The organism is Nostoc commune NIES-4072 (genome assembly GCF_003113895.1).
Classification (GTDB): Bacteria; Cyanobacteriota; Cyanobacteriia; order Cyanobacteriales; family Nostocaceae; genus Nostoc; species Nostoc commune.
The window spans coordinates 2,510,215-2,527,611 of record NZ_BDUD01000001.1; the positions used below are offsets into that span (position 1 = coordinate 2,510,215).

The following is a 17,397-nucleotide window of genomic DNA, read 5'->3' on the forward strand; positions in this document are numbered from 1 at the left end:
TAAATGGGGTCAGATTTTAGGGCATATCTCAACAAAGTGCCACTGTCGAAAATGCTATTGAATATATTCATAATTATCCAGAAAATCAACCTACATTTGCCCCAGCATTAAAATACGAGATTGATATTCGTTATAATAATGGTGATTTAATTCACGCCATATTTAACAATAAAATTGAAGCGCTCAAATTTCTCAGAACATTTATTTAAAGTGCTAATTAAATAATTCGTAATTAAGTAATGATGAACGTTGCACCCGCCATTGTAATACTAGGTCAAAATAGCCTCACAGTAGCACGTAAAATAATCACTGTCCTACCAGGGGCGACACTATACGGTCTAGCCGATCGCACATCGGGAGTTGATGTCAGTTTTGCTAACTTTGGCGAGACGTTGCGCGAGTTATTTGCTCAAGGAACGCCGCTAATTGGCATTTGTGCCGCCGGTATTTTAATTAGGACGCTAGCCCCCATCCTCTCAGATAAACAACAGGAACCACCCGTGTTAGCTGTGGCTGAAGATGGTAGCGCTGTTGTCCCCCTCTTGGGCGGACTTGCTGGGGTGAACGATTTGGCCCGTCGCATTGCTGAAGCCCTTGATATCAAACCTGCAATTACAACCACAGGCGATATACGTTTGGGTACAACGCTGTTATCTCCTCCCCCCGGATACCATTTAGCAAACCCAGAGGATGCGAAGAAATTTATCTCAGATTTGCTAGCCGGGGCAAAAGTCAAGTTAGAAGGCACAGCACCTTGGTTGAGCGATCGCAAACTGCCCATAGATCCACAGGGAGATTTGACCATTCAAGTTACGGAACGTTTGGTGACTCCTACAGCCAACTGCCTTGTCTACCACCCAGCAACGATCGCGATCGCAATTAGTACCCCCATTGATGATGCAGTCACTTTAGTACAGCAGCTACTAGTTGATGCCTCACTAGAAAAAGCATCAGTCGCCGGGATATTTGCACCCATCACCGCCGCAGCCGATCTCGCAATCCACGCCGTAGCTAGTGCCTTAGGAGTGCCTGCCCGCTTTTTTACCCCAAATCAGCTAGAAAGTCTGTTATCACAAGGTTATAGCCCCGCCCAAGCAGTAGCGATCGCAGCCACAGGTACATCTCCCTTACCTTCCTCATCTCCCGACATTGCGATCGCTATTGCCCCTCAACCAATTGACCCCAGCACCATCGGTCAACCACGCGGACGGTTAGCGATTATTGGCACAGGGCCTGGTGGATCGCAGTGGATGTCTCCAGAAGTGAAGGAGATACTCAAGTCGGCAACTGACTTAGTGGGTTATAAAACTTATTTAGATTTAGTTGGTTCTCTAGCTGATGGCAAGCAACGGCATGAGTCTGACAACCGCGAAGAAGAAGCACGAGCAAAAATGGCCCTTGATTTGGCCGCAACTGGGCGATATGTAGCCGTAGTTTCATCTGGCGACCCCGGTATCTATGCAATGGCAACAGCAGTTTTTGAAGTATGCGATCGCTATGCCTTACCCGAATGGAACACTATCGACATTCATGTAGCACCAGGCATCTCAGCCATGCAGGCAGCAGCAGCAGCCATTGGTGCGCCCCTTGGACATGACTTTTGTGCTATTTCCCTGTCTGACATCTTGAAACCTTGGTCTGCGATCGAACAACGAATTGCTGCTGCTGCTGAAGCTGATTTCGTAATTGCTTTCTACAATCCTGTTTCCAAAGAGCGTACTTGGCAACTGGCAGAAGCGAGAAATATTTTGCTGCGACATAGAACACCGGATACACCAGTAGTGTTGGCGCGAAATCTCGGTAGACCAGGACAGGCGGTAAAAGTGATTACACTTGACCAGTTAGCACCAGCAAGCGCTGATATGCGGACAATTATTCTTATTGGTTCCACAAAAACCCGAACTATCAAACGCCATGATGGTAATATTTGGGTTTATACGCCGCGTCGCTATACCGAATAATAGGCATGAGCAACGCTGTTAAAAGCGATTCTCACCAACCTAATTAACCTAATACCAAACCATCAACAGATAGAGAAAAAGTGGGGATAATGATAGGTTGAAAGGAAAGAAAATAGACAACAACTCATTGTGAATAATTCAGTATTAATTGCCCTTCCCCTATTAGCGTGTATAATCCTGTCGCCAGTTAGCAAAGCTGATACTGTCCAAGGTTCAATCAATCATGCCATCAAAATGTCTTCATTCAACCTCAGTGCCCAAAAATGGAAAAACCGTGTGCTACTGGTCTTTGCACCGTCTGTTGATAACCCTATCTATCAGCAGCAAATGCAATTATTACAAAAGCATAATAAGGGTTTTGCAGATCGGGATTTAGTTCTCGTTCAGGTTTTGGCAACAAATGAAAGCTATGCCAACAGACAGCTAATAGATGAGTCTTCTGCTGCCAAGTTGCGCGAGTCCTTTGGGGTTGACAAAGAAAATTTTCGCGTGATTTTGGTGGGTAAAGATGGTAGTGTTAAGCGCAGTGATGCTACACTAGTGCAGGCGACAGCAATTTTTGAAGAAATTGACGCTATGCCCATGCGTCAGCAAGAAATGCAAGAGCGACGCAGAAAGTAACTAGAATTGCTCATACAACCTGACTTCGCTACTTCTTCGACTGTTGTATCAAAAAAATTATCTCTCATCCACGTAATGTAAATGATTTTTTCTCGCTTGTGAGAAATTCGGTTTTAGCGTGCTAATTTTAACTGGGTTTGAACTTCTCGTAGATCAAATCTGGGATAGGAATGGCTCGGAACTTTTGGGGAACTCAGTTAACGGCGATTTATCGCGTCTGCTTAACCGTCAAAATGAATTTGACAGACCACTAGTGAGAGTGTCCCCAAAAGCAACATCAGCGAACAAGCAAAATTGTTAGGTAGTATTGGTTTAACGAACTTTGGGGGTTTAAGTCCCCAGCAAGATAGGCAGCACGTTTTGTGTCGGGGTCTAAATCCCCGTCACAAAACGTAATTGCGAATTGCGTTAGCGGAGCGGGGCGTTAGCCCATTGCGAATTGCGAATTGGTTTAATCTCCCCGAATTGCGATCGCAGGCACTATCAAGCAGCATTAGTTTATGAAAAGCCCGGTTAATCAGCAACGTTGAATTTTGACTACTCCTGTAAAACAGTCTTTGATACAATCCTAGTTTTCTTAAGGTCTGCTTCTGAAAGTTCTTCTCCAGCTTGCAGGCGAGTAGCGGAAGTTTGCAACACTGTCGCTGCACCTTTATCTCCTATTTGTAAAGCGGTTTTAGCAGCCGTTTGTAGCATCGTAGCTGCACCAGTGCGATCGCCTTGTTGCAATTTCGCTTCGGCTAACTGGGTCTGACGATACTTCGCTAATGCTAAAATAGACTGCTGCACCTGGGGATTAGATGTCGGTTGATACGCCCGCACTACATCTGCATACACTGGCACAAGGGACGAAAGTAAACCTTGTTCGTTAACTAACGGGTCATCATAACGGATTTGCAGATGAGCGATCGCTTGTTTCCCTTCTGGCAATTGTCCCAAATAAATGTTCGCCAAAACTACCCGTTCTACATCCTGCATCAAATCTCCCAAACGTAGAGCAAAGCTACTATCAGCTTCCGGTTCCACTGGTAACTCGATTGTATCTGGGGCAACTTGGGCAATGGGTTTCAATTCCGCTAATCGGACATTAGGCACTAGAGATAATAGCAAGTAGGCATTAGTTAGCCCAATCGATTGAATCCGTCCAAACAGTCGGCTAAATTGCTCTACAGCTTGTTCAGGATGTTCAATATGAGCTAAAGTACCACCACCGACATCGGCAATTTTTTCTAGCAAATCCTGATTCCAGCTATTGCCAAATCCGAAAGTGTTGATAGTTAGGTTCAGCTTGGCAGCCTTTTGCGCCAGTTGAAGACAGCGCTTATTGTCATCTCGCCCAATATCCCACTTCCAAATCCGCAAACCGCTTTCACCATGCCCATCTGTCAGCAGAAACGCCTGGGAAACAGCGCCTCTTGTTCCCTTCATCAATTCTGTAATTCCCAGTTCTAAACCCTCAGCGATCGCAGTGCCGCCGCTAGCAGTCAGTTTGTTTTTTATTTGAGATTTGATGCTTTCGGGGTCTTCAATCGTTTGGTTAGGGATAATGACTTCCGCAGAACCGGAAAAAGCCACAACTGAAATGCGATCGCCAACCTTTAACCGATCTATTAATCCTTCCACCGCTTGAATCACTGTTTTAATTGGTTGTCCATGCATGGAACCACTTCTATCCAAAATCAAGCAGAGATTGAGGGGCAGATTTTGGTCAAACTCACCAGCGATTGCCGAAATTGTAATTGCTAATTGACGTTGGCTATTTGTTTGAGCCACATCAACATTATTGTCATTTAACGCCCAGAGCAATTTAACTTTCATTGAGGAGGGGTATCTTGCAAAACTGTTTTGGAGACAATTCTGGTTTTCTTGCGATCGCTTTCAGATAAATCTCCACCAGATTGTAGCTGGGTGGCAGAAGTTTGCAACACCGTCGCTGCACTAGTATCTCCCATTTGCAATGCAGTTTTCGCAGCCGTTTGTAACATTGTCGCCGCACCAGAGCGATCGCCCTGTTGTAATTTCGTTTCGGCTAGCTGGGTTTGGCGATACTTAGCTAATGCTAAAATAGAATGTTGAACCTGGGGATTCGGATCTGCTTGGTAGTTTTTCACTACATGAGCATAAACTGGGATATTTGGTGTAACTAAACCTACTTTGTTGGCGGCTGGATCATCGTAGCGGACTTGCACATTAGCGATCGCTTGTTCACCTGTTGGCAATTGTCCCAAATAAATATTAGCTAAGATTACCCGTTCTGCATCTTTCATTAAATCTCCCAACCGCACAGCAAAACGCCCATCAGCTTCTTGTTGCAGTGGTAACTCAATTGTGTCTGGGGAAACTTGAGCCACAGGTTTAAGTTCTGCTAGCCGGACATTGGGCATCAGGGAGAATAACAGATAAGCATTAGTCAATCCCACGGTTTGAATACGGCTAAACAGGCGATTAAACTCTTCCACTGCCTGTTCGGGTTTTTGAATATAAGATAAAGTACCTAAGCCAGCATCAGCAATTTTTTCTAAAACATCTTGGTTCCAATTGTCACCAAATCCCAAAGTGTTTAAAGTCAAATTATAGCTAGCAGCCAATTGAGCGAATTTTAAACAGCGATTATTATCACCGTGTTCATTTTCACCGTCGGTTAATAAAAAAGCTTGGGAAACAGTATCTTTTTTGCCCTTTGCCAACTCCTCAATGCCTAAGCGCAGTCCTTCATCAATCGCAGTTCCACCATCGGCGGCTAGGCGATTAATTTGCTGTTTGATTTTTTCTGGATCTTCGACACTTTGATTGGGTACTAAGACTTTGGCACGGTGATCAAAAACTACAACACTGAGGCGATCGCCAGGGTTGAGTCTATCTACCAAACGATTCGCGGCTTTTTTGACCGTTTCTAGCGATCGCCCGTTCATCGAACCACTATGATCGAGAATTAAGCATAAATTCAGGGGTAAATGGCGGTCTTGATTTTCTGCTATCGCTGAAATTGAAATTCCCAACTGACGTTGACTATTCAGTTGATTCGCGTCCAAATTACCATCATTCAAGGCAGGCTGCAAATTAACCTTCATAACTCAAAGTCCCTATTCAGGATATACATTTAAAAAAATAACTTCAAAGCAACACTTTAACTCTACGGAAAACCTATCCAACACAAATACACTAATATAATCAGAATATCTTAGAAGCCAAGCATTGGCAGATGCAAAGCCACCTTTAGCACTAGGGAGAAATCCGCACCTTGAGGAAGGCTGGCATCGCGCTAGGATGTATTACAGTTAACGGCATAGTTTCAGGCGATCAGTTGCTATGGACATTTCCCCAATTAAGGCTGTTCAAGCCCCATATTACGGCGATAACTTTTACCGGACACCACCGCCAGATTTACCTTCCCTCTTATTGAAGGAGCGAATTGTCTATATTGGGATGCCTCTGGTGCCTGCTGTCACAGAATTAATCGTGGCCCAATTGCTGTTTTTGCAATCCGACGACCCCGAAAAGCCGATTAAAATCTATATCAACTCCACCGGCACATCCGGTTACAGTGGCGAACCCATTGGCTTTGAAACCGAAGCCTTCGCCATTTATGACACCATGAAATATATCAAACCTCCTATCCACACCATTTGCGTTGGTTCCGCAATGGGTATGTCAGCGATGCTACTCAGTGCTGGTACAAAAGGTTGCCGCGCTAGTTTGCCTCACTCCTCGATTATCCTGCATCAGCCCAAGAGCTACGCCCAAGGTCAAGCAACGGATATTCAAATTCGCGCCAGGGAAGTTTTGGTAAATAAAGGGGCCTTAGTTGATATATTGCATCGCACCACTGGACAGCCTCCAGAAAAAATTACTAAAGACATGGATCGGCTGTTATATTTAACACCCTACGAAGCAAAGGAATACGGTTTAATTGACCGAGTTTTTGAGAAAGAAGAACTCGCCAATCCCCCACTTCCTGCTAGTGTCCTTTAATTTAGTTATGAGTTATGAGTTATGAGTTATTGAAAACTCCTTGCTCCTAACTTTTAACTCCTAACTTTCAACTCCTAACTCTCCTACCGCCCGCAAATTATTAAGAACGGAGTAAATTATGCCTATAGGCGTTCCTAAAGTTCCTTACCGGATGCCCGGAGGACAATATACAGATTGGATTAGCATCTACGATCGCCTTTACCGGGAACGGATTATATTCTTGGGGCGAGATATTGATGATGAAATTGCCAATCAGATTATTGCTGTAATGCTGTATCTGGACTCCGATGATCCAGGTAAAGATATTTATTTATACATCAATTCCCCAGGTGGGATGGTTACATCTGGCATGGCTATTTTTGACACCATGCAACATATCAAATCAGATGTAGTGACTATTTGTGTAGGTTTAGCGGCTTCAATGGGGTCTTTCCTGCTAGCGGCTGGCACCAAGGGCAAACGCCTAGCATTGCCTCACTCACGGATTATGATTCACCAACCTTCAGGTGGTACCCGTGGACAAGCAACCGATATCGAAATTGAAGCTAGAGAGATTCTACGGATTCGTCACCAGCTCAATGGCATTTATGCCGATAAAACCGGTCAGACCATAGAAAAGATTGAAAAAGATATGGATCGTGACTTTTTCATGTCTGCCGAAGAAGCAAAACAATACGGTTTAATTGACCGTGTGATTGAAGAACGAACCTCGGTAATAACAGGGGAGTAGGAAGGCAGGGGGCAGGGGAGATGAGGGACAGGGGAAAAGGTTAAAGGGGAAAGGGATAAATTTAACCTTACCCCTTACCCCATGCCCCATGCCCCATGCCCAATGCCCAATGCCCTTCTTTAAACAAACTGTAAACATTGAACTTTTAAAATAGCAAATTAGCCCTTATTATTAATAGTTCAGGCGTGAAGCAGATAGCTAATAGCCTCTTGCTGGATATTCGATAGCTCATAGCTCAAGATGGATCTTGGAGATTGCTACCGTTTACTAGGTTTGAGATCGGGAGCTTCTTTTGCTGACATCAAAGCGTCTTACCGACGATTGGCGCAGCAATATCATCCCGACATCAACCCAGATGACAACAAAGCCAAAGATAAGTTTATTGCGTTGACAGAGGCGTACAAACTCCTGCTGACTGTGGTATTGCCAGAGGAAACTGTGGCACATTCAACTCAGGTGTCAACATCTAGTGTGCGTGGTGAGACTAAGGCAACGCATAGACAGAAAACACCAGTAACAACGGTGACAAGCCAAGAACCAGGGAAACCAAAGCCGCCTAATGTGCTGGAAATAGAAGAACGGCTCAAGTGGAAAACTTATGAGCAATTGCAGCGATTTTTGCAAGAAAGACGATTTCCGCAAGCGATCGCCCTGGCGGAAGCTTTAGCAGATCGTTTATCAACAGATGCAGAAGTCCGTCAATGGCTAGCGATCGCCTATCAAATTTGGGGACGGGCGCTAATTTCCCAAAACCAGCTACTCAAAGCCAGAATTTATCTCAAAAAAGCTTTGAAGACAGACCCCCATAATAAAAGTCTCTGGTATGAAGTGCAGCGAGATTTCCAACGATTAGAACAAATTTTTTAAAGCGTAATTAAACGTAAGATTAAACCTCACCGTCAATCCCTCTCCGAACCCACGGAGAGGGAAGCCGAAGGCAGGTTGAGGTTTTATATTGAATTTGACCCACTTACTTAGGGGTTGCTGAAAAAAAAGAAAAGGTTACAGTCTCTAGATTATCAGACCAAAGAAAGATATTCAGGTGCAAGAGTTGAGGGTAAAATAACCCAAAATCCTTGCATCACCGTGACTAGCAGGACTAAAGTGTGTCATTAGTAACCATGTACCGAAAGCAGGAGCAAACTACAATCCCACCAGAAAACTTTGAACTTCCGTTTGAAGGAAAATTATCAGAAGATAATCGTTGGGTAATTATGGCTGATTTAATACCGTGGGCGGAATTTGAAGAGGAATATTCTTCATTTTTTTCGGCAGAGATGGGAGCGCCAGCAAAATCATTTCGGGTGGCATTAGGCGCATTAATAATCAAAGAAAAACTAGGAATAAGCGACAGAGAAACAGTAGAACAAATTAAAGAAAACCCTTATCTACAGTACTTCATAGGAATATCATCTTATATTAATGAAGCTCCATTTGATCCATCTATGCTAGTCCATTTTCGTGAAAGAATTAGTGCAGACTTAGTAAACAAAGTAAATCAAGAAACTGTTAAAAGGATGCTAGAGACAACATCTTCGACTTTAGCAACTGAATCAACTGAATCAACTGAATCAACTCAAAAAAAAATAGAAGAATTAGAAAAAGAAGATAACACGCCGAAAAATCGGGGAAAATTAATATTAGATGCGACTTGTGCGCCAGCAGACATCAGCTATCCAACAGATTTCGAGCTATTAAATCAAGCAAGAAAACAGACAGAACGAATAATAGACCTTCTTTATGAACAGATAAAAGGTACATTAGAGAAAAAACCAAGGACTTATCGGGAAATAGCGAGAAAAAACTACTTAGAAGTCGCTAAAAAACGTCGTGTATCCCAAAAAGATAGGAAAAAAGCGATTAAAAAGCAGCTTCAATATATCAAAAGAAACTTATCTCATATTGACCAGCTAATCAGATCGGGAGCAACTCTAGAAAAACTAAGTACTAAACAATATAAAATGTTGCTTGTAGTTGTAGAAGTTTATCGTCAACAACTATGGTTGTATGAAAATAAAAAACAGAGTATTGATGACCGAATCGTTAGTTTAAGCCAACCACATATCCGCCCAATTGTCCGTGGAAAAGCTGGGAAAGCCGTGGAATTTGGGGCAAAATTATCAGCTAGTTATTTTGATGGGTATGTATTTTTAGACCATATTAGTTGGGATAATTTTAATGAATCAGGAGACTTAAAATCACAAGTAGAAGCATATAAAAACTATACTGGCTATTATCCAGAATCGGTTCATGTAGATAAAATTTATCGCACAAGAGAGAATAGAGCTTACTTTTCTAGTGATGAATCTTTCTACTCACCTGTCGCGGGTGTTTTATGCTTTTTTATGTCTATTTTTGAAAACTGCACCTTTTTTGCAGTTCCGTATAACTGAAAATTATGATTTTATTAGTTATAAACAAGAAAAGCTTATCTTTGATTTTGCTTGAATAACTAGTCAACCCTTAAGATTGCTTTTTCATACTTTTTCAGCAACCCCTACTTAGATTATCTTGAACGCACCCCATCTATAATCTTTGATTATAGATGGGGATTCTTTCGCTATGCAGCCACTAGACTACGCAGCGTTCCCAGAGTTACTGGCGTTCTCAGTGTGTCGTTAGAACTTTTGCTTACGAACACTCTAGAAAAGGTTTTATCACCCATAATTAGGCAATACCAATACCTAGCACCGATATTGTAAGCTCCTGACAAATCACAATTATATTGTTTACCGCTTTTGAAAACAGCGAGAGAATAATTATTTTTATTTCGTTTAACCTTGCCGCTTCCATCAAAAGCATAAGCACTGGTATATTTGGGATTAATAGCTTCAATCCAAAATTAGTGTCGCCATCCGCGCAACACTGCTCCTAATGTAGCGATTCCCTCAACAATATTCTGAGTTGGCTGAAAGCTAAAAGCTAACCTGATCGCATCATCCCCCTGTCCATTAGTGTAGCAGCGAGTCCCTGGTAGAAAACTGACACCGTGTTCACTGGCAGCCATTAGAAGTGCTTTGGCGCTAATGTATGAGGGCAATTTACACCAAACGAAGAAGCCGCCATCGGGACGCTTTGCAACTACATCACTGGGAAACTCTTGAGCGATCGCTTCTAACAACAAATTGCACTTATGCTTGTAGCAGGCAATTAACTCCTGAATGTGATTCTCTAATTTGCCTGTGGCACAATAGCGGGCAACGACATGACTGACAAATGGCCCCACCGGCCCCTCACTTTTGAACATTGCCAGCCGCTCAATAATCGCTGGATCGCCACAAGCCCATCCCAACCTGATACCGGGCGCAATAATTTTCGAGAAGGTACTCACATATAATACCCACCCTTCCTTGTCGAGGGTTGCCAAGGGGGGCACAATTTCCCCTTGGAAACGCAAATCGCTATAAGCATCGTCTTCCACCACCAGCACGCCATATTCAGCCGCTAATGCTACCAATTTTTGACGGCGAAATAACGGCATAGTAGTGCCTGTGGGATTGTGAAAGGTGGGGATGGTGTAAATAAACCGGGATCGGATGCCCTGCTTCTTCAAATCGCTCAATGTTACTTCTAGGGCATCTACATCCATCCCCAATTCATCCACAGGAATGGTAATTATGCGTGCGCCAGCTTGGACAAATCTCACAACTACTCCCAGAAAGGTTGGGCCTTCCACAATTACCACATCACCAGGTTCGACAAACACATCTGGTAGCAAGCCCAAAATCTGACCAGAACCATAGCCAATGATTAGGCGATCGCGATCGGTAGTGATTCCTTTAGCCTGCAAACGGAGGATAATTTGCTCGTATAGTTGAGCTGAAGGTGGGCCGTAATTGAGAGCGAGGGGAGCCTCTTCTGCCAGCACAGCAGCACTTGCAGTAGCCAAGTGAGCATGAGGAAAGAGAATTGGATCAGCTAGACCGTAAGTAAAGCTGACAGTGGTAATTTTGGTTAACTCTGTACTGTAGGTTGGTGGTGCGATGTTTCTAGCCCGTTCGGCGAACAAATCAGTAATTCGGTAAGCAGGGGTAGTGGCAGCCATAAAAAGTTTAAAATTGGAAGTCACAGTAGAGAACACACAAGAAAGCAATTAGCGAAAAGTCAGATTGGAGGAAGCCTTCAATCTGTTAGCGTAGCGTGGGAACAAGCATCACTTTTCAACAAAATGGGGGTCTTAAACTTTCGTTAGTCACCCAGAATTTATGGTGGATTCTAGCTGCTGACGGATGTATTCTTCCTTATAACATGGGCATTGGGGACAAGGGGAAAGACTTGTTGCAATGTTGCAAGTTCTCACAAGTCACCTTGTCACCTTGTCCCCTTGTCTCCCCTGCTTCCTCATCTCCCTCATCCCCCTCATCTTCCCCACTCCCCATTTATAAGCAATTAACTGCCAATATATTAAATATTCATCTAATTGCGTCACAATTAATACTGCCACCAAAATTCATTGATAAACTACAATCTCTTATAGGTCTACTGTAGTCAGGGACAGCCAATTGTGGCACCTTGAATCTTAGTGGCTAGAAGCACCTTGGAGCGGGAATAAAGGAACTTCCACTATGCTGATTTGCCCTCAGTGTAAATTTGAAAATCCCAATAGCAATAAATTCTGTCAAAGCTGTGGCATGTCCCTGACCCACAAGGTCTGTCCTGAATGCAGTACCGATGATGTACCTGTGAATGCACTACGTTGTCATAACTGTGGCACGGAATGTGGAACAGTGTTTTGGGCAATTATTGCTAAGGAAACGACTGCGAAAGCTTTGGGAGTAGAGGAAGATGTGGCAGAAAAGGGAGATGAGGGAGATGAGGGAGCAATATCTTCTTCATCTTCTCTATTCGCTAGTTCTCAGATTGCACCAGGCTCCTATTTAGACTCTCAAGAGCGCTATCAATTGTTAGATCCGCTACCTGCTCAAACGGAAACTGACACCATTACTGATGTTGGTGTGAGAGTTCTAGACTGCCAGCCGTATCAAATATCACCCATTGAGGCAATACTAGCAAGTCAACAATCAGATTTACTAACGCCATCAGTGGAAGCAAATAGAATTCCTCATCTTGCTAAACTTTATATTGCATTACAATACCAAGGTCAGCCGGGGATACCGCCGATTCACGATGCATGGCAGCAGGGAAATATGCAGATAGTCATAATCGAAGACCGCTCACATTGGCAGCTTTTACTCGATTTATGGCAAGAAGAAACCACAAGTTCGTTAAAAATTTTACACTGGTGTTATGAAATGACCCAACTTTGGGCGTTATTGGAACCAGTAGGTTGTCGTCAGAGCCTTTTAGATTTGTCGAACTTGCGATTGGATGAAGACCAAACGCTGGCACTACAAAGGTTGTATGTGGAATCATCCAATTCTTTGCCTGTCATCGAGTCGCCAGAAGATGCTGAAAGCGAAACATCTGCTATTCCAGAGCAACCGTTAACCATTCAAGCTTTAGGGCGGGTTTGGCAAGCGCTATTTAGGCAATCTCAACGCACTCAATTTGGCCCTGTAGTCCAACTGTTGGGGGATTTAGAGATAGGTAAGATTCAGACGATGGCACAATTGCGATCGCGTTTGGAGGAAATCTCTATTGAACTGGAAGCACTACCAAGCGCAACTTTACCCCCAATAAAGGAGAAAAATACTGCTGTGCCAATTATCCCACAATCAGATGAGCCAGAAAAATCAGAAAGCAAAATTGATGATATGCCAACTGTTGTGCTGGCGATGCAGTTAAGTAGCTTAGAAGATGCGGGACGCACAGATGTAGGGCGTCAACGTCATCATAATGAAGACTACTTTGGCATTGAAACCAAAATTCAAAAGCTGGAGTCGCCCAAAAGTCGAGTCTTGGAAGGGCATGGTTTGTATATTCTCTGTGATGGGATGGGTGGACATGCTGGCGGCGAGATAGCCAGTAAGTTAGGAGTCGACACCCTAAGGCAATACTTTCAAGAACACTGGATTACTAACCAACTGCCAACAGAAGATAGTATTCGTGAGGCAGTGTTTTTAGCTAATGAGGCGATTTACAAGCTCAATCAACAAGATGCCCGTTCTGGAGTTGGGCGCATGGGTACAACTCTGGTAATGCTCTTAATTCAAGATACTCAAGTAGCAGTTGCTCATGTGGGAGATAGCCGTCTCTATCGCTTGACACGCAAGCGGGGACTAGAACAAGTCACAGTAGATCACGAAGTTGGGCAACGGGAAATTACACGCGGAGTGGAAGCAAGCATAGCTTACGCCCGCCCAGATGCCTACCAACTCACCCAAGCTTTGGGGCCTCGTGACGAAAACTCGATTAATCCCGATGTGGATTTTTTTGAGATTAATGAAGATACTCTTCTGTTATTGGTATCGGACGGTCTATCAGATAATGATTTAATAGAAACCCATTGGCAGACTCACTTAGAACCCTTACTGAGTTCTGGCGTTAACTTAGAACAGGGCGTTATAGACTTAATTGATTTAGCGAACCAACACAATGGTCACGACAATATTACTGGTATACTTATTCGGGCAAAAGTACGCCCAAATCTGGAAAGTTAAAAAAAATGGGGGATGGGGCATAGGGCATGGGGCATGGGTAATAAGAAGAAAGAACAATCACCAATTCTCAATAGACATGTCAGCGAATTAACCTCAAAACCTTATAAATCAAGGGTTAAAAGTCAAGGTTTAAAAGCTAATTTACGGATAAGTTTAATGCCCAATGCCCAATCCCTAATCCTCTTAACTTGTAGGTTGTATTGTGGTTAGTCTGACTTTGTTAGAACCGCAACAGAAAACGCCCCTCCAGCAGTGGTGCTTTGAGAACTCTTCCATAATTCGGATTGGTCGAGCGGTAGATAATCATGTTGTTTTAACTGATAGTTTAGTTTCGCGTTATCATCTAGAACTGAGACACGATTCTGCCGACAATGGCGGTGGTTGGCGGCTGATTAGTCAGGGTACTAATGGGACTTTCCTCAACGGTGTCCTTGTAATTCAGAGTCCGTTACCAGATAATTCATTGTTGCAACTGGCACAGGGAGGCCCAATACTGAAATTCCAAATTCAGGATGTAACAGTACTGGAAAGTGGTGTGCGATCGCAACAGTTGCAAGAAACAGAAGAAAACGCCGTTGCAACACTGCATTCAGCCCAAGGTAGATACACTTGCACCCATGAAGGCAATTCCCCAAACAATCTCTTTTGCATCCACTGCGGCCAACCTCTCTCAGTACAACAGAAAATTCGCCATTATCAAGTGTTGCGAACTCTCGGACAAGGAGGTATGGGTACTACTTATCTCGCTTGGGATGCGGCTGGTCAAGTTGCGGGTATGCCACAATTGCTGGTGTTGAAGCAAATGAATGCTGATATGGTAAAAATTGCCAAAGCTCAAGAATTATTTGAGCGAGAGGCGTATACTCTCAAATCCCTTAACCATCCAGGAATTCCCAAGTATTACGACTTCTTTGTAGAAGACGGAAAAAAATACTTAGCAATGGAACTAATCCACGGACAAGATTTAGAGAGACGTGTCTATACTACTGGGCCAGTTACACCAAGCCAAGCGATCGCTTGGATGATCCAAACCTGCGATATCTTAGACTATCTTCATAGCCAAGAGCCGCCACTGATTCACCGCGATATTAAACCCGCCAACTTAATGGTGCGAAATTCAGTAAATCGCATAGTGGTGCTAGATTTTGGCGCAGTTAAGGAAATTGGCACAGCCCCCGGTACTCGGATTGGTGCAGAAGGTTACTGCGCTCCTGAGCAAGAACGAGGACAACCTTTAACTCAATCTGATTTGTATGCAATTGGGCCAACGTTGATTTTTCTGCTCACAGGCGAAAACCCTTTCAAGTATTACCGCCAACGAGGGCGAAACTTCAGATTTGATGTGGCAAAAGTTCCCACCATTAGTTCCCAATTAAGAGATATCATTGATCGCGTTACAGAACCATTACCACGCGATCGCTATCAAACTGCAAAGGAATTAGCTGGGGCGTTAGCTGGTTGCCAATAGGGAGGAGGACTGGGGACTGGGTATTAGGGAATAGGGACTGAGTGTTAGCAGTTAAAAGAATTATTTCCTAGTCCCCAGTCCCCAGTACCCATTCCCTATTCCTCATCCCAAGTCTCTACAGCTAGCAATTCACTAACTGGGTCTTGCATACTAAAGCCAAAGTCAAGCAGTTCCTGTTTCCAGTGCTGCCATTCATTACCGTAGAGCAAAGCGATTTTCCAGATGCTATCGCTTGGCTTGATAATGTTCGATTCTATGAGTGATTGCACATTGCGCTGCAATTTCACCATTGGGTGAATCACTTGCTGAGTCATAACCTCGATTGAATTCAGATTTTGTTGGTAAATACTTAATTAAAACTGCTTTCCATTCTGCAATTGTTGCTGGATCGTAGAGTGGTGTAATTTTGGTAAAGCTAGTCTTAACTTTTTAACTATACCATAACAAACTCTACTAAATTACTAGTAAATTCGCTTTTGTACGGTAATTACCACCACAAAACTCTAAATTCACCAAGTAGTCCTTAAACTTTTTGCAGAACCTGGGCAATGGTTCAGGGGATAAGGATTAAAGGCTAAAGGGGTAAAGGATGCTTTTGTTTCCCCTTTTCCTTTTAACCTTTAGCCGTCTTCTTTTTCGTTGTAACCTTTATCTATTGTAGACGGCGAGCAAAATAATTAGTCGTCTGGGAAGTTGCACTATGTAGTGTGACTGAGGACGACTGGTAAAATTTTATTTTGTTGAATCACGAAAAATATGTGTGCTTGTTGAATAACTATAGGACACGGGCTAGTTTGAAAGTTTTTGACTAACAGGTAAATTTGCAATTGAGTAGAAATATCTACTGTTTCTATTTATTTAAACGTTATTTACAATATCGCAAACATCTAACTTTAGGCTGAATAATCGCAAATCTTTATATAATCTTAATTTTCCGCCCAGTAAATAAGACTTGGAGAGCGATGCCTACGGCGGTAAACTACGCATAGCGAAATTGTCGGTACAGCATAAGCTCACCATAAAGCTTCCTTGTCTTCAGAGTCAGCATTTGAAGTTTGTATAAAACGCTTCTCGCCAAAATGATAACTTTTGTGAGATAGTGGGTATCTTAAAAATAGCAATAATGCTATTACCTAAGTATTTACCACAGGATATATCGAAGTATGGCTAGTTCAGGGGAAGACTACCTAATTAACCGCAGCAAGCAAATTAAGCGGCGACAAAAGTTAGTAACAATAATCTCTATGGTCTCGTTCTTAAGTTCCATTGTGTTTTCGGCGGTTCCTTTAATTAGACAGGCAACTGAGCCATCCAAAACAGTAGTTCCATCTCCAGATTTTTCATTAGAACAAAAGGCGCGGAGTTTTGAGATGGTTTTAAAACGAGAACCAGAGAACGTAGTGGCCTTGGAAGGGTTGGTAAATGTGCGCTTAGGGTTAAAAGATATTCAGGGTGCTATTCAAGGTTTAGAGAGGCTAGTCAAGTTACGTCCTGATAGGCCGAGCTACAAGGTTTTATTAGAGCAACTGAAAAAAGCACAAGTCAACAGCAATTCTCAAACAAATAATCAGTCCAAACCTAATTAATACTCTTTACTTAAAAGGACGTTTCAAAAGTCCTCTTGTTGGCAGGAAAACATTTAAGTATACTATTCCTAAATCATTCGTGAAGAGTTAGATACCCAACTTATTTTATGAGAAGTTTGGTATCTGAAAAAAGTGAATTTTCACAACTATTTAAGACTGCTATTTATAATATTTTTATAAAAATATAGGACTACTATTTGATTTTTGAACAAAATTAGGTATTGTAGGGGAGGCAGTGCGTTGCGGTGAATCCAGCGCTGTAGGCGGGTTTCCCGCCGTAGGCGACTGGTGAACCCGTTGGGAGGTTCCCGACGCTCGATAGCGTAGCGTAAAGCCTGCGGCATGGCTTCGCTTAAAGCGACTGTGCGTAGCGTCTGACTCGCTTGCCGCCGACGCTATCCGTTGTAGCAACTGGCGTTGTGTTAGAACGAAGTTTGTAACGCACCATTATCAAGGGTTTGGTGCGTTACGCTGTCGCTAACACACCCTACGTATCTTT

Annotated in this window: 12 protein-coding genes and 1 pseudogene; 9 read left to right on the forward strand and 4 right to left on the reverse strand. The window is 43.2% G+C overall.

The window, feature by feature from the left end:
• The first annotated feature begins 239 nt into the window (after nt 1-239).
• Complete coding sequence (gene cobJ, locus CDC33_RS11115) at nt 240-1,961, forward strand: precorrin-3B C(17)-methyltransferase (RefSeq protein ID WP_109008531.1); 1,722 nt, start codon at nt 240-242, stop codon at nt 1,959-1,961.
• Between the two features lie 129 nt (nt 1,962-2,090).
• Entirely contained in the window at nt 2,091-2,582 is a 492-nt protein-coding gene (locus CDC33_RS11120; protein ID WP_109008532.1) for a DUF4174 domain-containing protein, read from the forward strand.
• Nucleotides 2,583-3,119: 537 nt separating this feature from the next.
• Here the strand turns inward: CDC33_RS11120 and CDC33_RS11125 are convergent.
• Together CDC33_RS11125 and CDC33_RS11130 are read right to left on the reverse strand one after the other, a co-directional pair.
• Nucleotides 3,120-4,400 (reverse strand): vWA domain-containing protein, encoded by a 1,281-nt coding sequence (locus CDC33_RS11125; protein ID WP_109008533.1) that lies wholly within the window; start codon nt 4,398-4,400, stop codon nt 3,120-3,122.
• Nucleotides 4,397-5,653, reverse strand: a complete 1,257-nt coding sequence (locus CDC33_RS11130; RefSeq protein ID WP_109008534.1) for a vWA domain-containing protein — start codon at nt 5,651-5,653, stop codon at nt 4,397-4,399. The genes CDC33_RS11125 and CDC33_RS11130 overlap by 4 nt, the downstream gene beginning before the upstream one ends.
• Nucleotides 5,654-5,891: 238 nt before the next feature.
• Here CDC33_RS11130 and CDC33_RS11135 point away from each other — a divergent pair, with 238 nt between their 5' ends.
• The 4 genes and pseudogenes from CDC33_RS11135 to CDC33_RS11150 form a co-directional block, all read left to right on the forward strand.
• Nucleotides 5,892-6,554 (forward strand): ATP-dependent Clp protease proteolytic subunit, encoded by a 663-nt coding sequence (locus tag CDC33_RS11135; protein WP_109008535.1) that lies wholly within the window; start codon nt 5,892-5,894, stop codon nt 6,552-6,554.
• 118 nt (nt 6,555-6,672) lie between these two features.
• Nucleotides 6,673-7,284 carry an ATP-dependent Clp protease proteolytic subunit gene (locus CDC33_RS11140; protein ID WP_109008536.1) on the forward strand — a complete coding sequence of 204 codons (612 nt, stop codon included), beginning with the start codon at nt 6,673-6,675 and terminating at the stop codon, nt 7,282-7,284.
• A gap of 240 nt (nt 7,285-7,524) precedes the next feature.
• The gene (locus CDC33_RS11145) at nt 7,525-8,151 is read left to right on the forward strand and encodes a J domain-containing protein (RefSeq protein ID WP_109008537.1); all 627 of its coding nucleotides are present in this window, start codon (nt 7,525-7,527) and stop codon (nt 8,149-8,151) included.
• 254 nt (nt 8,152-8,405) lie between these two features.
• Nucleotides 8,406-9,569: pseudogene (locus CDC33_RS11150) on the forward strand (IS5 family transposase); the annotation flags it as partial.
• Between the two features lie 557 nt (nt 9,570-10,126).
• Here the strand turns inward: CDC33_RS11150 and CDC33_RS11160 are convergent.
• Nucleotides 10,127-11,329, reverse strand: coding sequence for an aminotransferase-like domain-containing protein (locus tag CDC33_RS11160; protein ID WP_109008538.1), 1,203 nt, complete (start codon nt 11,327-11,329; stop codon nt 10,127-10,129).
• A 520-nt stretch (nt 11,330-11,849) separates the two neighbouring features.
• Here CDC33_RS11160 and CDC33_RS11165 point away from each other — a divergent pair.
• Together CDC33_RS11165 and CDC33_RS11170 are read left to right on the forward strand one after the other, a co-directional pair.
• A complete protein-coding gene (locus CDC33_RS11165; RefSeq protein ID WP_109008539.1) occupies nt 11,850-13,844 on the forward strand; it encodes a serine/threonine phosphatase in 1,995 nt (664 codons plus the stop codon).
• Nucleotides 13,845-14,046: 202 nt separating this feature from the next.
• Entirely contained in the window at nt 14,047-15,312 is a 1,266-nt protein-coding gene (locus tag CDC33_RS11170; protein WP_109008540.1) for a protein kinase domain-containing protein, read from the forward strand.
• A gap of 95 nt (nt 15,313-15,407) precedes the next feature.
• Here CDC33_RS11170 and CDC33_RS11175 read toward each other — a convergent pair whose 3' ends face one another.
• Nucleotides 15,408-15,626: a DUF4327 family protein gene (locus CDC33_RS11175; RefSeq protein WP_012407469.1), complete on the reverse strand. Its 219-nt coding sequence runs from the start codon at nt 15,624-15,626 to the stop codon at nt 15,408-15,410.
• An 849-nt stretch (nt 15,627-16,475) separates the two neighbouring features.
• On the opposite strand from CDC33_RS11175, the gene CDC33_RS11180 reads away from it, so the two are divergent.
• The gene (locus CDC33_RS11180; protein WP_109008541.1) at nt 16,476-16,898 is read left to right on the forward strand and encodes a tetratricopeptide repeat protein; all 423 of its coding nucleotides are present in this window, start codon (nt 16,476-16,478) and stop codon (nt 16,896-16,898) included.
• Nucleotides 16,899-17,397 lie beyond the last annotated feature (499 nt).

Bases quoted from the DNA above. Each gene is read 5' to 3' on its own strand.
- cobJ (WP_109008531.1), top strand. From the start codon at position 240: ATGATGAACGTTGCACCCGCCATTGTAATACTAGGTCAAAATAGCCTC.
- CDC33_RS11125 (WP_109008533.1), bottom strand. From the start codon at position 4,400: ATGAAAGTTAAATTGCTCTGGGCGTTAAATGACAATAATGTTGATGTG.
- CDC33_RS11130 (WP_109008534.1), bottom strand. From the start codon at position 5,653: ATGAAGGTTAATTTGCAGCCTGCCTTGAATGATGGTAATTTGGACGCG.
- CDC33_RS11135 (WP_109008535.1), top strand. From the start codon at position 5,892: ATGGACATTTCCCCAATTAAGGCTGTTCAAGCCCCATATTACGGCGAT.
- CDC33_RS11140 (WP_109008536.1), top strand. From the start codon at position 6,673: ATGCCTATAGGCGTTCCTAAAGTTCCTTACCGGATGCCCGGAGGACAA.
- CDC33_RS11145 (WP_109008537.1), top strand. From the start codon at position 7,525: ATGGATCTTGGAGATTGCTACCGTTTACTAGGTTTGAGATCGGGAGCT.
- CDC33_RS11160 (WP_109008538.1), bottom strand. From the start codon at position 11,329: ATGGCTGCCACTACCCCTGCTTACCGAATTACTGATTTGTTCGCCGAA.
- CDC33_RS11165 (WP_109008539.1), top strand. From the start codon at position 11,850: ATGCTGATTTGCCCTCAGTGTAAATTTGAAAATCCCAATAGCAATAAA.
- CDC33_RS11175 (WP_012407469.1), bottom strand. From the start codon at position 15,626: ATGACTCAGCAAGTGATTCACCCAATGGTGAAATTGCAGCGCAATGTG.
- CDC33_RS11180 (WP_109008541.1), top strand. From the start codon at position 16,476: ATGGCTAGTTCAGGGGAAGACTACCTAATTAACCGCAGCAAGCAAATT.